Origin of the sequence: Methylosinus sp. RM1, assembly GCF_011378635.1 — a bacterium.
Taxonomy (GTDB): Bacteria; Pseudomonadota; Alphaproteobacteria; order Rhizobiales; family Beijerinckiaceae; genus Methylosinus; species Methylosinus sporium.
Map to the genome: position 1 here is coordinate 1 of NZ_WOVC01000001.1, position 15,175 is coordinate 15,175.

The 15,175-nt window shown below is 65.5% G+C and carries 12 protein-coding genes and 1 tRNA gene; 6 read left to right on the forward strand and 7 right to left on the reverse strand.

Translation table 11 applies throughout. The annotated features are described in order from the left end of the window. Both FMZ75_RS00005 and FMZ75_RS00010 read right to left on the reverse strand, forming a co-directional pair. Positions 1–861: mannose-1-phosphate guanylyltransferase (locus FMZ75_RS00005; protein ID WP_166140857.1), on the reverse strand; the 861-nt coding region annotated here is incomplete at its 3' end. 253 nt (positions 862–1,114) lie between these two features. After that, on the reverse strand, positions 1,115–4,312 hold the full coding sequence (locus tag FMZ75_RS00010) for a helicase-related protein (RefSeq protein WP_166141011.1): 3,198 nt from the start codon (positions 4,310–4,312) through the stop codon (positions 1,115–1,117). 477 nt (positions 4,313–4,789) lie between these two features. Here FMZ75_RS00010 and FMZ75_RS00015 point away from each other — a divergent pair, with 477 nt between their 5' ends. The 4 genes from FMZ75_RS00015 to FMZ75_RS00030 all read left to right on the forward strand — a co-directional run bounded on the left by FMZ75_RS00015 (position 4,790) and on the right by FMZ75_RS00030 (position 10,115). Next, complete coding sequence (locus FMZ75_RS00015) at positions 4,790–5,218, forward strand: GtrA family protein (RefSeq protein ID WP_108916163.1); 429 nt, start codon at positions 4,790–4,792, stop codon at positions 5,216–5,218. Continuing rightward, the gene (locus FMZ75_RS00020; protein WP_166140858.1) at positions 5,215–6,153 is read left to right on the forward strand and encodes a glycosyltransferase family 2 protein; all 939 of its coding nucleotides are present in this window, start codon (positions 5,215–5,217) and stop codon (positions 6,151–6,153) included. The genes FMZ75_RS00015 and FMZ75_RS00020 overlap by 4 nt, the downstream gene beginning before the upstream one ends. A 6-nt stretch (positions 6,154–6,159) precedes the next feature. Further along, positions 6,160–7,692 carry a hypothetical protein gene (locus FMZ75_RS00025; RefSeq protein WP_166140859.1) on the forward strand — a complete coding sequence of 511 codons (1,533 nt, stop codon included), beginning with the start codon at positions 6,160–6,162 and terminating at the stop codon, positions 7,690–7,692. A 107-nt stretch (positions 7,693–7,799) separates the two neighbouring features. Then, complete coding sequence (locus FMZ75_RS00030; protein WP_166140860.1) at positions 7,800–10,115, forward strand: Tex family protein; 2,316 nt, start codon at positions 7,800–7,802, stop codon at positions 10,113–10,115. A 16-nt stretch (positions 10,116–10,131) separates the two neighbouring features. On the opposite strand, the gene FMZ75_RS00035 is transcribed toward FMZ75_RS00030, so the two are convergent. Next, positions 10,132–10,205 (reverse strand) — tRNA-Gly (locus FMZ75_RS00035). 241 nt (positions 10,206–10,446) lie between these two features. On the opposite strand from FMZ75_RS00035, the gene FMZ75_RS00040 reads away from it, so the two are divergent. Next, positions 10,447–10,812 (forward strand): TIGR02300 family protein, encoded by a 366-nt coding sequence (locus FMZ75_RS00040; RefSeq protein ID WP_108916159.1) that lies wholly within the window; start codon positions 10,447–10,449, stop codon positions 10,810–10,812. A gap of 61 nt (positions 10,813–10,873) precedes the next feature. Here FMZ75_RS00040 and FMZ75_RS00045 read toward each other — a convergent pair whose 3' ends face one another. The 4 genes from FMZ75_RS00045 to FMZ75_RS00060 form a co-directional block, all read right to left on the reverse strand. Continuing rightward, positions 10,874–11,911 (reverse strand): cytochrome-c peroxidase, encoded by a 1,038-nt coding sequence (locus FMZ75_RS00045; protein ID WP_142864664.1) that lies wholly within the window; start codon positions 11,909–11,911, stop codon positions 10,874–10,876. A gap of 93 nt (positions 11,912–12,004) precedes the next feature. Further along, on the reverse strand, positions 12,005–13,456 hold the full coding sequence (locus tag FMZ75_RS00050; protein WP_166140861.1) for a PepSY domain-containing protein: 1,452 nt from the start codon (positions 13,454–13,456) through the stop codon (positions 12,005–12,007). Positions 13,457–13,826: 370 nt separating this feature from the next. After that, positions 13,827–13,910, reverse strand: a complete 84-nt coding sequence (pqqA, locus tag FMZ75_RS22075; RefSeq protein WP_036292796.1) for a pyrroloquinoline quinone precursor peptide PqqA — start codon at positions 13,908–13,910, stop codon at positions 13,827–13,829. Between the two features lie 280 nt (positions 13,911–14,190). After that, on the reverse strand, positions 14,191–14,586 hold the full coding sequence (locus tag FMZ75_RS00060) for an ester cyclase (RefSeq protein WP_158271759.1): 396 nt from the start codon (positions 14,584–14,586) through the stop codon (positions 14,191–14,193). 83 nt (positions 14,587–14,669) lie between these two features. Here FMZ75_RS00060 and FMZ75_RS00065 point away from each other — a divergent pair, with 83 nt between their 5' ends. Continuing rightward, a complete protein-coding gene (locus FMZ75_RS00065) occupies positions 14,670–15,152 on the forward strand; it encodes a MarR family winged helix-turn-helix transcriptional regulator (protein WP_166140862.1) in 483 nt (160 codons plus the stop codon). Positions 15,153–15,175: the final 23 nt, after the last annotated feature.

Below are 15,175 nucleotides of genomic sequence, written 5' to 3' on the forward strand. Positions count from 1 at the left end.
ATTGCCCTGCGCGTCGCGCTCGGTCAGCTCCCATACGGCGCGCCAATTGCCGACGTCCGACCAGCCGATGTCGGCCTCGATCACCGCGGCCTTGCGCGTCTTCTCCATCACGGCGTAATCGATGGAGGTCTTCGGCGCGCGCGCGAAAGCTTCGGCGTCCAGCACCAGAAAATCGAGATCGCGGCGGCCGGCGTCGATCGCCTTTTCGGCGGCCTCGAAAATCGCCGGCTCGAAATGCGCGATCTCTTCCTGCATCACATCGGCGCGGAAGATGAAATTGCCGCTGTTCCACAAATAGCCGGCGTCGATATAGCGCTGCGCGGTCTCGCGATCGGGCTTTTCGACGAAGGCTTCGAGCTCGGCGACGTCGCCGGCGATGCGCTCGCCGGGGCGAATATAGCCATAGCCGGTGGCCGGATTGTCGGGCTTGACGCCGAGCGTGACGATATGGCCGTCGGCGGCGGCCGCAGCGGCCTTCTTGCAGAGCGCGACGAGGCCCTGCGGATCGCGCACGACATGATCGGCGGCGAGCACGACGACGATTTGTTGCGGCGAGCGGCGCGCGGCGATTCCGGCGGCGACGGCGACGGCGGCGGCCGAATCGCGGCGCATGGGCTCGAGCACGATATCGGCGGCGGCGCCGATGGCCGCGAGTTGATCGGTGACGAGAAAGCGATAATCGGCGTTGGAAATGACGACCGGCCTGTCGAAAGCCGCATCCGCCAGCGTCGCGATGGTCGTCTGGAAGGTCGAGCGCTCGCCGACGAGCGGAATGAATTGTTTCGGGAGAGTTTCCCGCGATTCGGGCCATACGCGCGTGCCCGCCCCGCCGCACATGATGACCGGCAGTATCTTTGTCATGTCTCGCCTTTCGGTGGAAGGCCTTTGTCCAACGCCGTGCAGCTCGCGAGACGGTGGCCGCGGACAAAATCTCGCCCGCGGCCCGCAGTTCGGGGACGGCGAGGCCCGATAGCGCCGGCTCGCGCCAGCGCTCCAAAGCTGATGTCAGCAATAGGCCGAACGCCCCGGATTTGACAAGCCGACGCTACGCCCCGAGCCATCCCGCGGCTGCTACGGCGCAGGTTCGACATCACCAGTCATTTGAGGCGAAATTTCAGCTCTTGCCCTTTTTTTCGAGCTCGGCCTTGAGCGCCAACAGCTTGGCGAAGGGCGAGTCGGGGTCGGGAAGCCGCTCCTTTTCCCGCCGTTCCGGCGCGGAATAGCCGCCATTGCCACGGCGGCGGTCGTCTCGCGGCGGCCGGTCCCCACGCGGATTATCGCCGCGCGGATGATCTCCGCGAGGCTTGCCGCTGGAGCGAAAGCCGCTCTCCTTGCGGGCGTCCGGGCGGGGCCGGTGCTCGGCCTGCGCGCTCTCGCCCGGCTCCGAACGACGGCCGCCGGCTTGGGCAGGCCGCGGGCCGCGGGGGCGTTCGCCGGCGGGTCGCGCCGGGCGGCCGCCCTCTTCCTGCCCCGGGGCGCCGCCGGGACGTCGGCGCGGCGCCTGCGGAACATGGCGCTGCAAGGTCCAAACCTCGATCGGCGCCGGCTCGGTCGAAACCGGCTCGGCGGCGGCAGACTCCGTGGCTTCCGCCTCGGCGCTCGCGGCCGCGGCCTCCGCCTCGGGCGCCGCGGCCTCTGGCTCTTGCGCCGCGGCCTCCTCCGGCTCTTGCGGCGCGGCGGCTTCCGCGGCCGGCTCTTCGGCGACGGGCGCGGGCTCCTCCTGCGGCGGCTGGACGATGGCGTCCGCCTCGGCCGATTCGCTCTCCTCGGCGGCGGCCAGAACCGGCGCGAGCGGCTCGGTCGCCGCTTTGGCCAGCAGCGGCACGGTGATCGCCGGTCCCTGACGCTCGGCCGATTGATAGCCGAGCGAGCGCAGAATGGAGGCGAAGGCCTCGCCCGCGCAGCCGGTGAGCGAGGTCATCGCCACTGTGACGACGAAACCCTCGCCATCGGCGGCGCCGGGCGGCGGATCGCCGGCCGTCACGCCGGGACGATAGGCGCTCGCCGGGCGGATGAGATCGGCGAGGCGCTCCAATATATCGACGCGCACCACGCGCTCGCCACAGACGCGGAAGCCGGCGGCGCGATAGAAGCCCTTGGAGATCGCCGGATCGGCGGCGAAGGAGGTGCGGCCGGAGGCGGCGAGATGCGGCACCTCCTCTAGGCCCTTGAGATTGTCGAGCCCGCCATGCTTCAAGCCCCAAAGCAGAGCGGCGAGCGAGCGCGGCGCCGGCTTCAACAGCTGCGGCAGATAGAGGTGATAGGCGCCGAAGCGCACGCCCTTCTTGCGCAGGGCGGCGCGGTCCTCCTGGGAGAGCGTCTTGATATCGCGCGCGACGCGGCTGCGCTCCAATACACCGAGCTCCTCGGCGAGCTGAAAGGCGACGCCGCGGGAAACGCCCTCGAGCCCCTCGCCCTTTTCCAGCTCCTCCAGCGCGCCGAGCAGCTTCTTTATATGCTGGGCCAGCCACAGATCGAGGCGCTGCTGCACTTTCTCCAGCGCCGTGCCGGTCAATTGCTCGTCGGCCAGCAGGCGAACCACCGGGGTCAGCACGGCGGCGCCGGGCGCGATCTTGCCGACAGGCTCGCCGAGCCAGCGAATGGTCCCGTCATTGCCGAGCAGAAAAGCGTCGTCCACCGCGTCGAACACGCGGGCGGCGCGCGCCTCTATCTCGCCGGCGAGGGCTCGCTGCGCGGCGGCGTTCAGCGCCTTCGCCGCTTCGCCCGTGGCCTGTGGGTCGGCCGTGAAACGAAATCCCTGCAACTGTCCGACATGCTGACCTTCGACCATAACGTCGCCGGCAGTAGTGATTTCGGCTTCGAGCATCGCGTTCTCTCTCAGGCGGCGCATCAGCACGCTGGTGCGGCGATCGACGAAACGCTGCGTGAGGCGTTCGTGCAGCGCGTCGGACAGACTGTCCTCTACCTGACGCGCGACGCTCTGCCAATGCTCTGGATTCTCGAGCCAGCCGGAACGATTGGCGATAAAGGTCCAGGTCCGCACCTGGGCGAGCCGTGCGGACAGTGTGTGAATGTCGCCGTCGATGCGGTCCACGGCGGCGATTTGCTTTGCGAACCAATCGCCTGGGATCAATCCGCGGCGCACCACAAAGCCATGGACGGCGAGCGCCAGCTCCGCATGGGCGGCCGGCGAGGTCTTGCGATAATCTGGAATCTGGCACACATCCCAGAGTCTCATAATATCTGCAATTGTTTTCGTGTTGCGCTGCACAGTCTCGTCGCGCGCGGCGACCTCGAGCACCATCTGATCCTCGGCGGTCCGCGCCCGCAGCAGGCATTCGTCGGGGGAGGCGCGCTCCAGCGAGGCGATCAGCGCCTCGATCGAATCGAAATCGAGATCGCCATTGCGCCATTGCAGCGCGACCAGCGGATCGAACCAATGATTCTCCAGCGCCTCGACCGTCTGCTCGTCGAAGGGCGGGCAGCGGCCGGTGCTGCCGAAGGTCCCGTCATTCATGTTGCGGCCGGCGCGGCCGGCGATCTGCCCCATTTCCGCCGCGGTCAATCGGCGATGGCGCCAGCCGTCGAACTTGCGGTCGGCGGCGAAGGCGATGTGGTCGACATCGAGATTGAGGCCCATGCCTATGGCGTCGGTGGCGATGATGTAATCGACGTCGCCATTCTGGAACAGATCGACCTGGGCGTTGCGCGTGCGCGGCGACAGCGCGCCCAGCACCACCGCTGCGCCGCCGCGCTGACGCTTGATCCATTCGGCGATGGCGTAGACATCCTCGGCCGAGAAGGCGACGATGGCGCTGCGCGGCGGCAGCCGCGCCAGCTTGCGCTCGCCGGCGAAGGCGAGATGCGACAGCCGCGGCCGCGTGAAGATGGGAACGCCCGGCAGCAGCCGCTCGATCAAGGAGCGCATGGTTTCCGCGCCGATCAGCAGCGTCTCCACACGGCCGCGCCAATGCAGCAGGCGATCGGTGAAGACATGGCCGCGGTCGAGGTCGGCGGCGAGCTGAATTTCGTCCACGGCGACGAAATCCACGTCGAGATCGCGCGGCATGGCCTCGACGGTCGAGATCCAATAGCTGGGCGCGCGCGGCTTGATCTTCTCCTCGCCGGTGACGAGCGCGACATTCTCCGTCCCCACCCGCTCGGCGACTCGCGTGTAGACCTCTCGCGCCAGGAGACGCAGCGGCAGGCCGATCATGCCCGTCGGAAAGGAGAGCATTCGCTCTATGGCGTGGTGAGTCTTGCCGGTGTTGGTCGGCCCCAGAACCGCGGAGACGCCGGCGGTCGACGGTCGCACGCCCGGCTTCTTGTTGCGATTCTTGGCGGTGAGCATCGGGCTCATGGCTCCGCGTTATATTTCACCTGCCGGCCCGCGTCACCTGAGCGCCGGCCGGCGGGCAGTCTCGGATCGTTCGGCGTCGCCCGAGTGTCGGGAATGACGCCAAGAGCCATCGAGCGCGTCCGCGCCCCGAATCGATAGCCGCGATCGTTCCGAATTGATACGCCGAAGATGCCGCTATTTTACGTTTCGAACAGGGGCCGAACGAATCGCGGCCGAATCGCTGACTCTCTGCGAATCACGCTCTGTTCTCTCGAGATATGGGCCCTTTCGCGCGTCGCAAACACTATGGCTGCCAAATCTCGCCTTTTGCAGCATATGCGGCCCGCCGGTCGCCGCAGGCGCGAGGCGGACTCCGGCGCGCGCTCTTGTCAATATTCGAATCGCGGCGCAGATGGCGTAAGCCGAGCGTTAACCTTTCGTAAGCCATGATTCGCCGCGGCAGCGACGCCGAGCGAACGGACCAGCGAATTGACCGAGAACAAGCGTGACTTCCGGCTGAGCGCGGCGGCGCTCGCTCTCGCGCCGAGCCCAAGGGCGCTGCGATTCTTCGTCGTCGGCCTGCTGAACACGGCTTTCGGCTATGCGATCTTCTATTTCGTCTGGCGCGCCACGCTCGACTCGATCGTCGCGGCCGGCGTCTCCACCGCGCTCGGCGCGCTGTTCAACTTTCTCTCGATCGGCCGCCTCGTCTTCGGCTCCAGCGATTCGCGCTTTCTCGGCCGCTTCATCGCCGTCTATGCCGCGCTCTTCATCGTCGACGCGCTCGCCCTGCGCGCGCTCGAGCATTTTGGCGCAGATGCGGCCCTTGCTCAGGCGGCGCTGACGCCGGTGCTCGCGACGCTCTCCTATCTGCTCAATCGCGACTTCGTCTTCCGCGCCGGAGGCGGCGGCGCATGAAAACCATCTCCATCGTCACGCCCTGCTATAATGAAGAGCTCAATATTCGCGAATGCCATGCGCGCGTCGCGGCGCTCTTCGCCGGCGAGCTGAAGGAGTATCGCCGCGAGCATGTGTTCTGCGACAACGCCTCCAAGGATCGCAGCGCCGAAATTCTGCGCGAGATCGCCGCGGCGGACCCTTGCGTGAAGGTGATTTTCAACGCCCGCAATTTCGGGCCGATGCGCTCCAATTTCAACGGCGTGATGGCGGCGGGCGGCGACGCCGTTCTGCTGTTCCTGCCCGCCGATCTGCAAGATCCGCCCGAGCTGCTGCCGCAATTCGTGCAGCTCTGGGAGGCGGGAAACGAGATCGTCTATGGCGTTCGAAAAATTCGCGAGGAGGGCGCCGTCATGCGCATGGCGCGCGGCCTCTATTACCGAATGCTCACCGGCCTCTCCGAATTCACGCTGCCGCCCGGCGTCGGCGATTTTCAGCTCGTCGATCGCAAGGTCGTCGAGGCGATGCGTAGCATAGACGATTCCTACCCCTTCATGCGCATGATGACTTTCGAATGCGGCTTCACCGCCGTCGGCGTTCCCTATCGCTGGGTCGAGCGCCGCCGCGGCGTCACCTCCAACAATCTGCCGCGCCTCGTCGACCAGGGCCTCAACGGGCTCGTCACCTTCACGCCGGCGCCTTTGCGCCTGCTGCTGTTTCTCGGTTTCGGCATAGCGGCGCTCGCGCTCGCTTACGCTTTCGTCAGCCTCGCGCTGGGGTTGATCTTCTTCCGCCAGCTGGCGCCGCCCGGCGTGATGACGATCATCGTCGCCGTCTTCTTCTTCGGCGGCGTGCAGCTTTTTTCCATAGGCGTGCTCGCCGAATATATTCTCGCCATTCATTCACAGGTGCGGCGCAAGCCCGTCGTGTTCGAGCGCGAGCGCCTCAACTTTTGAGCCGACATGACCACGACGACTCTGCAAGCGAAAGACGAAGCCCCCGCGCGAGCGGCGCCGCGCGCGCCTTTGCGCAATCTGCTGCTCTTGCAGCTCGGCGTTCTCGTCTTCCTCCTCTCTAACGCCGCGCTCGCCTTCGGCTTTCGCGCCGCCGCCGCCGCGTCCATTCTCGTCGGCTGCGCGCATGGCGCCTTTCTGCTCTTCTCCTTTCGGCCGAAGCAGAACAGCCTGCTCGCTGCGCCGATCGACGCCAAAACCCTCGCCGCCTGTCTCGCGCTCGCCGTTGCTCTGCTGCTGCTCGGCGGCGAGACGCATCTCTTCTACGCCAATCTCGATTGGCTGGTGCGCGACGCCGTTCTCGCCGATCTGACGCGCGAAGGCTTTCCGCTCTTCTATCGCTATGAGGGGCAGGACTATCTGCTGCGCGCGCCGCTCGGCATGTATCTCCTCCCCGCCATGATCGGACATTACGCCGGGCTCGTCGGCGCGCATATCGCCATGCTGGCGCAAAATGCGCTGCTGCTCGGCGTTTGTCTCTATGTCGTCGTGAAGCTCGCCGGCGTGCGCGCGGCGCTCTTTCTCGCGCTGTTCATCCTGTTCAGCGGCCTCGACATCGCGCCGCAGCTTCTACGAAACGGGCTCGATCTGTCGGACCATCTCGAATGGTGGAATTCGTCGATCCAATATTCCTCGCATGTCACGCAACTATTCTGGGTGCCCAATCATGCGCTGCCGGGCTGGTGGGCGGCTCTGCTGCTGCTGCTGCTGGCGCGCGGCGAGATCGATCTTTCCATCGTCGCCATTCTCTTCGCAGCGTCGCTGCTGTGGTCGCCGCTCGCCGCCGTGGGCGCCGCGCCGCTCATCGGCTTTTGCGCGCTGCGTCTCGGACCTGCGCTCTTCTCGTCGCGCAACATAGCGGCGGTCATGGCGGGTCTCGCTTTTCTGCCGGTCGCGCTCTATCTGACGATCGACGCGGAATCGGTCAAGCACGGCTGGCTCGTGGCGCTTCCGGGATTCGCGCTGCTCTATCCCGCCTTCATTCTCGTCGAGATTCCGCATGTGGCGATCCTCGTCGCCGCGCGCGACGCAATCGCGAAAAGCGATCGCGCATTGATCGGCGCGGCGGTCGTCGTTCTGCTGGCGCTGCCCTTCTATTATTTCGGCCCCAACAATGATCTCGCGATGCGCGCCTCCATGCCGGCGCTCTTCGTGCTGGCCTTCGCTTTCGTCCGCATCGCCGTAGCGACGCCGCGCGACGGCGGAATTCTCGCCAGCGCAATATCGATCATCGTGATCGTCTCCGCGACCACGCCTGGGATGGAGATCAAACGCGCGCTGGTCGCGCCGGCCTTCGCAATATCGGATTGCGACCTGCTCACCGGCTGGCGCAAGACCGATCCGCAAAATTTTCCGACCAATTATCTCGCGCGCCTCGAAAAGGTTCCGGCCTGGCTCGGCGCGGCGACGAACGCGCGGCTCGAGATCGAACAGCGAAGCTGCTGGCCGGACCATCCGCATCTCCCCGATTCGCGCAAATGAATCGAAGGGGATGTCCACAGAATTTCGCCGTCGATATTTCGCTTTTGACTTGGCGCGCCGCCGAACGCTAGAAACGCGGTCCCATCAACCGACGGCAAGGATTGCGCATGGCGTCGATCGTCGAACGAATCAGCACGGAGCTCTCCGCGAAACCCTGGCAGGTGGAGGCGGCCGTCGCTCTGCTCGATCAAGGTTCGACAGTGCCCTTTATCGCGCGCTATCGTAAAGAGGCGACCGGCCAGCTCGACGACACGCAATTGCGCCATCTCGATGAGCGCCTGCGCTATTTGCGCGAGCTCGAGGATCGCCGCAAAGCCATTCTCGATTCGATCGAAGCGCAGGGAAAGCTCGACGACGCGCTGCGCGCCACGATCATGGACGCCGATAATAAAGCGCGGCTCGAGGATATTTATCTTCCCTATAAGCCCAAGCGTCGCACCAAGGCGCAGATCGCGATCGAGGCCGGCCTGGCGCCGCTCGCCGAAGCTCTGCTCGGCCATCCCGAGCGCGAGCCGAAGACGCAGGCCGAGCCTTTCGTGAACGCCGAGAAGAATGTCGCCGATGCGACCGCCGCGCTCGAGGGCGCGCGCGCCATTCTCGTCGAGCGTTTCGCCGAAGACGCCGATCTCATCGGCCGCTTGCGCGAGACCTTCTGGACGCAGGGCCTGATGAAATCGAAACTGCGCGCGGGCAAGGAGACGGCGGGCGCGAAATTCTCCGATTATTTCGATTTCTCCGAGCCGCTGGTAAAGCTTCCCTCGCATCGCATATTGGCGATGTTCCGCGGCGAGAAGGAGGAGATGCTCGATCTCGAAATGCTCCCCGAGCCGAGCGAAGGCGCCGTCGGCTATGAGGGCCAGATCGCGCAGCGTTTCGCCATCGCCGATCGCGGCCGTCCGGGCGATCGCTGGCTGCTCGACACTGTGCGCTGGGCCTGGCGCACCAAGATCGAATTGCATCTTTCCGTCGATCTGCGCACGCGTCTGTGGCGCTTCGCGGAAGATGAAGCCATTCGCGTCTTCGCCGCCAATTTGCGCGATCTTCTGCTCGCCGCGCCCGCCGGCGCGCGCGCGACGCTCGGCCTCGATCCGGGCTTTCGCACCGGCGTGAAAGTCGCCGTCATCGACAAGACCGGCAAGATCGTCGCGACGACGGCCATTTATCCGCACGAGCCGCAGCGCCGCTGGGACGAATCCCTCTCCATTCTCGCCAAGCTCGCGCGCGAGCACGCGATAGAACTCATCGCCATCGGCAATGGCACGGCCTCGCGCGAGACCGACAAGCTCGCCGGCGAATTGATCTCCAAATTCCCGGAGCTGAAGCTCACCAAAATCGTCGTCTCGGAGGCGGGCGCGTCCGTCTATTCCGCGTCGGAATATGCCGCGCGCGAATTGCCCGATCTCGATGTGACGCTGCGCGGCGCCGCCTCCATCGCGCGCCGCCTGCAAGACCCGCTCGCCGAGCTGGTGAAGATCGAGCCGAAAGCGATCGGCGTCGGCCAATATCAGCACGATGTTTCCGAGGTGAAGCTCTCCCACTCGCTCGACGCCGTCGTCGAGGATTGCGTGAACGCCGTCGGCGTCGACGTCAACACCGCCTCGGCGCCGCTCTTGGCGCGCGTGTCGGGCGTCGGCGAATTGCTGGCCTCCAATATCGTCGCGCATCGCGACGCCAATGGTCCTTTCCGCACGCGCGAAAGCTTGAAGAAAGTGCCGCGTCTCGGGCCGAAGGCCTTCGAGCAGAGCGCGGGCTTTCTGCGCATCGTCGACGGCGACGATCCGCTCGATCGTTCCGGCGTGCATCCGGAGGCCTATCCGGTGGTGCGGCGCATCATCGCGGCGGCCAAGACCGACATAAAGCAGCTCATCGGCAATGCGACGGAGCTGCGCAAGCTGAGCCCTAAGCAATTCGTCGACGAGAGTTTCGGCCTGCCGACCGTCACCGACATTTTCGCCGAGCTGGAAAAGCCCGGCCGCGATCCGCGCCCGGCGTTCAAGACCGCGACCTTCCAGGAGGGCGTGGAGAAGATTTCGGACCTGAAGCCCGGCATGATTCTCGAGGGCGTCGTCACCAATGTCGCGGCCTTCGGCGCCTTTGTGGATATTGGCGTGCATCAGGACGGGCTCGTCCACATCTCCGCAATGTCCAAGACCTTCATCAAGGACCCACGGCAGGCGGCCAAGCCCGGTGATATCGTCAAGGTGAAGGTGCTGGAGATCGACGCGCCGCGCAAGCGCATCTCGCTCACCATGCGGCTCGACGACACGCCCGATCAGCGCCAGGCGCCGTCGGGCGGTCAGCGCCGCGAGGCCGGCGGCCCGAGCCCGCGCCAGATGCGTCAGCCGGAGCCGCAAAAGGGCGCAGGCGCGCTGGGCGAGGCGCTGCTGGCGGCGATGCGCACGCCGCAGAAGAATGGGCGATGAGCTGCGGAGCAAAAGCTGGAGCGGGTGAAGGGAATCGAACCCTCGTATTCAGCTTGGAAGGCTGCTGCTCTACCATTGAGCTACACCCGCGACGGAGCAGATATGCCAAGTCGCGCCGCGCTTGGCAATGGCTCTCGAGCGGCCGGCGCGGCGCAAAATACATGGTTTTCGGCGATTCGCCGTGCAAACCAGGGCTTTTCGGCGCGAGCCGCTTGACAGGCTCGCGTTCCATTTCTCATTTGACAGCCGGGCAAGGGCAAACTAACCGAGCGCCCGACCAAAGTTCCCCACGGGCGGTCCCACGCCGCTCTATCTCGAGGATGCAAGGACCGTGGCCAAACCCGAACTCGGCGCCAAGCGCCAATGTCAGTCTTGTGGCGTCAAATTCTTCGATCTGAACAAGGACCCCGTCGTCTGCCCGAAGTGCGGAGCGATTTTCCATGTCGTGACGTCGCGAATCGCCGCGCGCCATGCCGATCCCGATGAGGCGGCCGAGGGCGAGAAGGACGCCGAGATCGTTTCTCTCGACGAGGTCGAGGCCAGCGAGAACAAGGCCGAGGCGATCGACGTGGACGAGGATGTCGAAATCGACGATGCGGCCGAGGAGGACGACACCTTCCTCGAGAATGAGGAAGAGGAAGACGACGACGTCGCCGGCCTCATCGACGGCGACATCGACACGGACGAAGAAGGCTGAGAACCAAAAAGGCGGTCCCGAAATTCGGGGCCGCTGCTTTTTTTCGAGGGCTTTCGTATCGTTATTTTTTTGCCGCGTCGTCCGGGAAGGGCGTGAGCGCGGAATAATGCGCCGGCACGGGCTGCGTCAGCGCGCCGAGGAAAGCGGTGATCGCCGCGACATCCTTGTCGGAGAGATCGGCGCCCAATTGGACCTTGGCCATCACGCGCACGGCCTGCGGCAGCTCGGCCACCGAGCCGTCGTGGAAATAGGGGCCGGTCTTGGCCACATTGCGCAGGCTCGGGACTTTGAAGACATAGAAGTCCGCGTCATTCTTGGTCACATCGGCGCGGCCCTTGTCCGGGTCTTTGGAGCCGGTCTCCTTCCAATAATCCTCGACGACACCGAATTTGGCGAATTTGTCTCCGCCTATGCCGACGCCGTCGTGACAGCCGACGCAGCCGATATCGATGAATTTGCGCAATCCCGCCTGCTCGGCCGGGGTCAGCGCCTTGGCGTCGCCATTCAGAAAGGCGTCGAAGCGCGTCGGCTGCGGCAGCGTGCGTTCATAGACGCCGAGCGCCTTGCCCCAGTTTTTCTGCGTCACCGGGTCCGCCTCGCCGGGGAAGGCCTTGGCGAAGGCCTCCGTATAGCCGGGGATGGATTTCAGCTTGGCGATCACCGTCGCGAAATCGGGATTGCCGAAGCTCACCGCGCCGGTCGGCGATTTTTCGGCCTGCTCCTCGATCGTCTCGCGATCGCCGCGCCAATGCGCCTTGAATTGGAGTGCGGCGTTGAAGATCGTCGGCGCATTGCGGGGGTTGATCTTGCCGAACACGCCGAAGGATTTGGGCAATCCGTCCGAGCCCTGCTTGTCCGGAAGATGGCAGTGCGAGCAGCTCACATTGCCGTCGGCGGAAACTCTGGTCTCGAAGAACAGCCGTCGGCCGAGCTCGGCCTGATCCGTTTTGGCGCTCGGCGCGGCCGGCAGAGGCGCGAAAATGCGCTTGGCGTCGGAAAGGAGCGCGGCGTCGGCGCCGGCCGCGACAGCGGTCGCGGCGACGCACAATCCCGCGGCCGCAAATCCGACCAGCGCGGAAATTTTAATGGTGGAAGTCATGATGGTCCGCCGTTTCTCGTAGTGGGAGCTGGGGCTCCGGCGGGCGCATCCTGTATCGATTTATGAGAGCCGGCAAGGCCGGCTCTCATGAAATCATACCTCGCAGCTAGGGTTGCGCGCAGCGCCGATCGGGCGCAATCCGAGCCAGCGGCTCGCGCCCGGAAAAGCGCGGCGGATGACCGTTTCCGCCGCGAGCACGGCGAGGAGAGACAGGCCGAGCGTCGGCAGGAAGAGGCCGAGGGCGAGGATGAGGCTCAGCATGAAAGGTGCGAGGCGCGGCTCGGGCGAGAAGGCCGGCGGCGCGCCCAGGGCGCCGCGCGGGCGCCGCCGCCACCATAAAACGACGGAAGAGACCACGAGCAGCAGATAGGCGACGACAGTCAGCAAGCCGAGCAGCTGATTGAGCCAGCCGAACAGCTGCCCCTCATGCGCGGCGACGCCGATTCCGAAGATGCGGTCGATGAGCGGAGACGTGGCGAAGCCCGTCTCGCGCAATTGCTCGAAGCTCGCCGGGTCGAATTCGATCGTCCTGCGCAGCGGGCGGTTCTGCGTTCGCGATTGGACCTTCCAAGCGGCGCCCTCCGGTCCTGGCGGCGAGATCATCACCGGCTCGGCGAGGCCGAGCCCGGCCGCGATCGGCGCGATTCGATCGAAACCGACGCGCGTCGCCGCGGCGCCGGCGGCGGCGTGATGCGCATGGTGCTCCGCATGTTCGCTCGGCGCGGGCGCGGCTTGCTGGAACTGCTCCTTGCGCTGCTCCCGCGCGTCTGCGGGCCCCGTCGTCCAATCGGGATGGACGAGCATCGTCTCGCCGATATTGCGCACATAGCGGAAGCTCTCGCCCCAGACCAATGTCCAGGGCAGCGCCGTGACGAGCAGGAACAGAGCGAAAAACGACACCCACAGGCCGGTGACGGCGTGGAGGTCGCGCCAGAAAATTCGGCCGCCCTCGGCGAGGCGTGGATAGGCGACGCCGGCCAGACCTTTCGCGTCGCGCGGCCACCAGAGATAGAGGCCGCTGACGATCATGATGATGGCCCAGGCGCCGGCGAGCTCCAGCAGCACATGGCCGGGCGTCCCCAGCAGCAGATCGCCATGAATGGCGCCGGCGAGCCGCGACGGGCGGTATTTGTCGTCCTGAACCGCGAGAATTTCCAGCGTGTCGGGACGCACCAGCACGCGCTGGATCGCGAAATCCTCGGAGCCGCGGCGCCCGGTCATGAAGGTCACGCGGGCGGCGTCGGCCGGATCGGCGCGCAGCTCGAGCGCGGTCAGCCGCGCGTCGGGCAGAGCGGCCTGCGCCGCCGCCACTTGCGCGTCGAGCGATTGCGGCGCGCCATTCAGCGCCATATGGTCGTAGGGCCGGTCGAGCCAGGCGTCGATTTGCGGCTTGAAGAGATAGACCGCGCCGCTGAGCGACAGCACGACGACGAAGGGCAGGCAGAACAGTCCCGCATAGAAATGCCAGCGCCAGATGGTGCGATAGGCTGCCGAGCGGACGGACGCATCCTGCGATCCGACGAGATTGCGGACGATCATATTCATATGTGGCCTCCTCGACGACGCCGGCGCCCGCCGCGGGCCGGTCGTGTCTTTTCTCACTTCGATGCGATGGCGCGATGAAAAGCTCGGCCGTCTCACTGCGAGCGTAACGCCGGCGGCGTGCGATTGTCGAGATCGCGCATGAGGAGAGGTCGCGTGCGAAGAGGTCGCATGCGTCGCGCGAGAGGCGCCGACGCGAGCGTTCGCGCATTATGGCGTAGGGCGGGAGCGTGCAGCGCCCGACCGCCTCAGGCGATGGCGCACCAAAAAATTACGAGCCGGTAAGAAGGTCGCCTCCGTTAGGAGAGCGGTCTTCCTACCGGCTCGCTGAATTCGGCCGCTTCACGAGAGAAGCGGCGAGCACGAAATCCGTTCAGATTTCGGCGGATTCGTAGCTGGTGATTTCCATGCCGACGCAGACTTCGACGATCACCGGGGCGGTCCAGGCCATGTTCATCTCCTCCGTTCGAAGAAATCGCCCTTTCGAGGCGAATGTCTCATCCCGCTTCTCGCTGCTTTGCGCTTGGCCGCATGAGCCGGCAGGTTTGAGCTAGGCGATTGACTAGCATGAAGCTCTGCCCCACGCAATTCGGCAATTTGAGACGGCGTGTCGTCAAATCTTCCCGACGTCGCCGCAACCTATGGAAGTTTCGAGAGGAAGGTCGTTCGCCGCGGCGGCCCGGCGCGGGCTGCGATCGGGCAATCCTCCCATATGAGGCCGGCGGCGGCGGGCGCGGTCAAAGCGTCACCGCTCCGATCTGCTGCAAGACGCCCAATCGATCGACCTGCAGCCATGCTCGGGAGAGCTTGCCGCCGGCGGCGTGATAGATGGCGATCCCCTCTTGAACGACGGTTTTGCCGGAAGGAGCGACGCCGGCCAGCGGCCCGAGCTGTGCCGCCTGAAAACGCCATCGCAAGCACACTTTTTCGTCGGCCGCGAACAAATCCTCGATCTCGAATCGGAGGTCGGGAAACGCAGAGACTATGCGCTCGATCGTCCGCCGGAAGCCCTCGGGGCCGCTTTCGCCATTGGCGCCGATGAATTCCGCGGCGAGATATTCGGCAAGCCGGTCGAGCTGGCGTTTATTCAGACAATCCTCATACAGGCCTTCGACGAGCTCCGCCGGAGTCATGGCGCTCTCCATTGACAACATACTGTCTTTTTGCATTTTGACAGTATATTGTCAATATCCAGGCTGTTCAGGGAGGATCGATCATGCCGACTTCACGCGGCGAAGCCCTGAGCGGGCTCGTATGGGAGATATTGCTGACCGCGGGCCGCCTGACGGAGTTCGGCAATAGGCTCACCGCGCCCTTTGGCATGACCGCCGCCCGTTGGCAGGTCATGGGCGTCATCGTCCACCGAGCGACGACCATAGCGGAAATCGGCCGCCGCCTGTCGCAGAGCCGACAGGGCGTCCAGCGCTTGGGCGATGAGCTGGCGCGGGAGGGTTTTGCGCTCTACAGCCCCAATCCGAAGCACGCGCGCGCCAAGCTGCTCGGCCCTACGCCGCAGGGCGCGGCGGCGTATCGAGAGGTGATGAAGCTGCAAGCCGAGTGGATGGACGCTCTATCGGCGAAAATGCAGGTCGAGAACATTGCCGCGGCGCGGGCGCTGCTCGCGACGCTCGCGTCCGGGCTGGAAGAAGGCCGAACGCAACACGCAGCGCAAGGGCGCGAGCGCGCGTCGGGCGGCTGATGGTTCGATGTCGGCGCTTTGGA

Coding starts and splice junctions, on each gene's coding strand:
- pqqA (WP_036292796.1), bottom strand. CDS start 13,910: ATGAACATGGCCTGGACCGCCCCGGTGATCGTCGAAGTCTGCGTCGGC.
- FMZ75_RS00025 (WP_166140859.1), top strand. CDS start 6,160: ATGACCACGACGACTCTGCAAGCGAAAGACGAAGCCCCCGCGCGAGCG.
- FMZ75_RS00020 (WP_166140858.1), top strand. CDS start 5,215: ATGAAAACCATCTCCATCGTCACGCCCTGCTATAATGAAGAGCTCAAT.
- FMZ75_RS00050 (WP_166140861.1), bottom strand. CDS start 13,456: ATGAATATGATCGTCCGCAATCTCGTCGGATCGCAGGATGCGTCCGTC.
- FMZ75_RS00010 (WP_166141011.1), bottom strand. CDS start 4,312: ATGCTCACCGCCAAGAATCGCAACAAGAAGCCGGGCGTGCGACCGTCG.
- FMZ75_RS00065 (WP_166140862.1), top strand. CDS start 14,670: ATGCCGACTTCACGCGGCGAAGCCCTGAGCGGGCTCGTATGGGAGATA.
- FMZ75_RS00060 (WP_158271759.1), bottom strand. CDS start 14,586: ATGACTCCGGCGGAGCTCGTCGAAGGCCTGTATGAGGATTGTCTGAAT.
- FMZ75_RS00030 (WP_166140860.1), top strand. CDS start 7,800: ATGGCGTCGATCGTCGAACGAATCAGCACGGAGCTCTCCGCGAAACCC.
- FMZ75_RS00045 (WP_142864664.1), bottom strand. CDS start 11,911: ATGACTTCCACCATTAAAATTTCCGCGCTGGTCGGATTTGCGGCCGCG.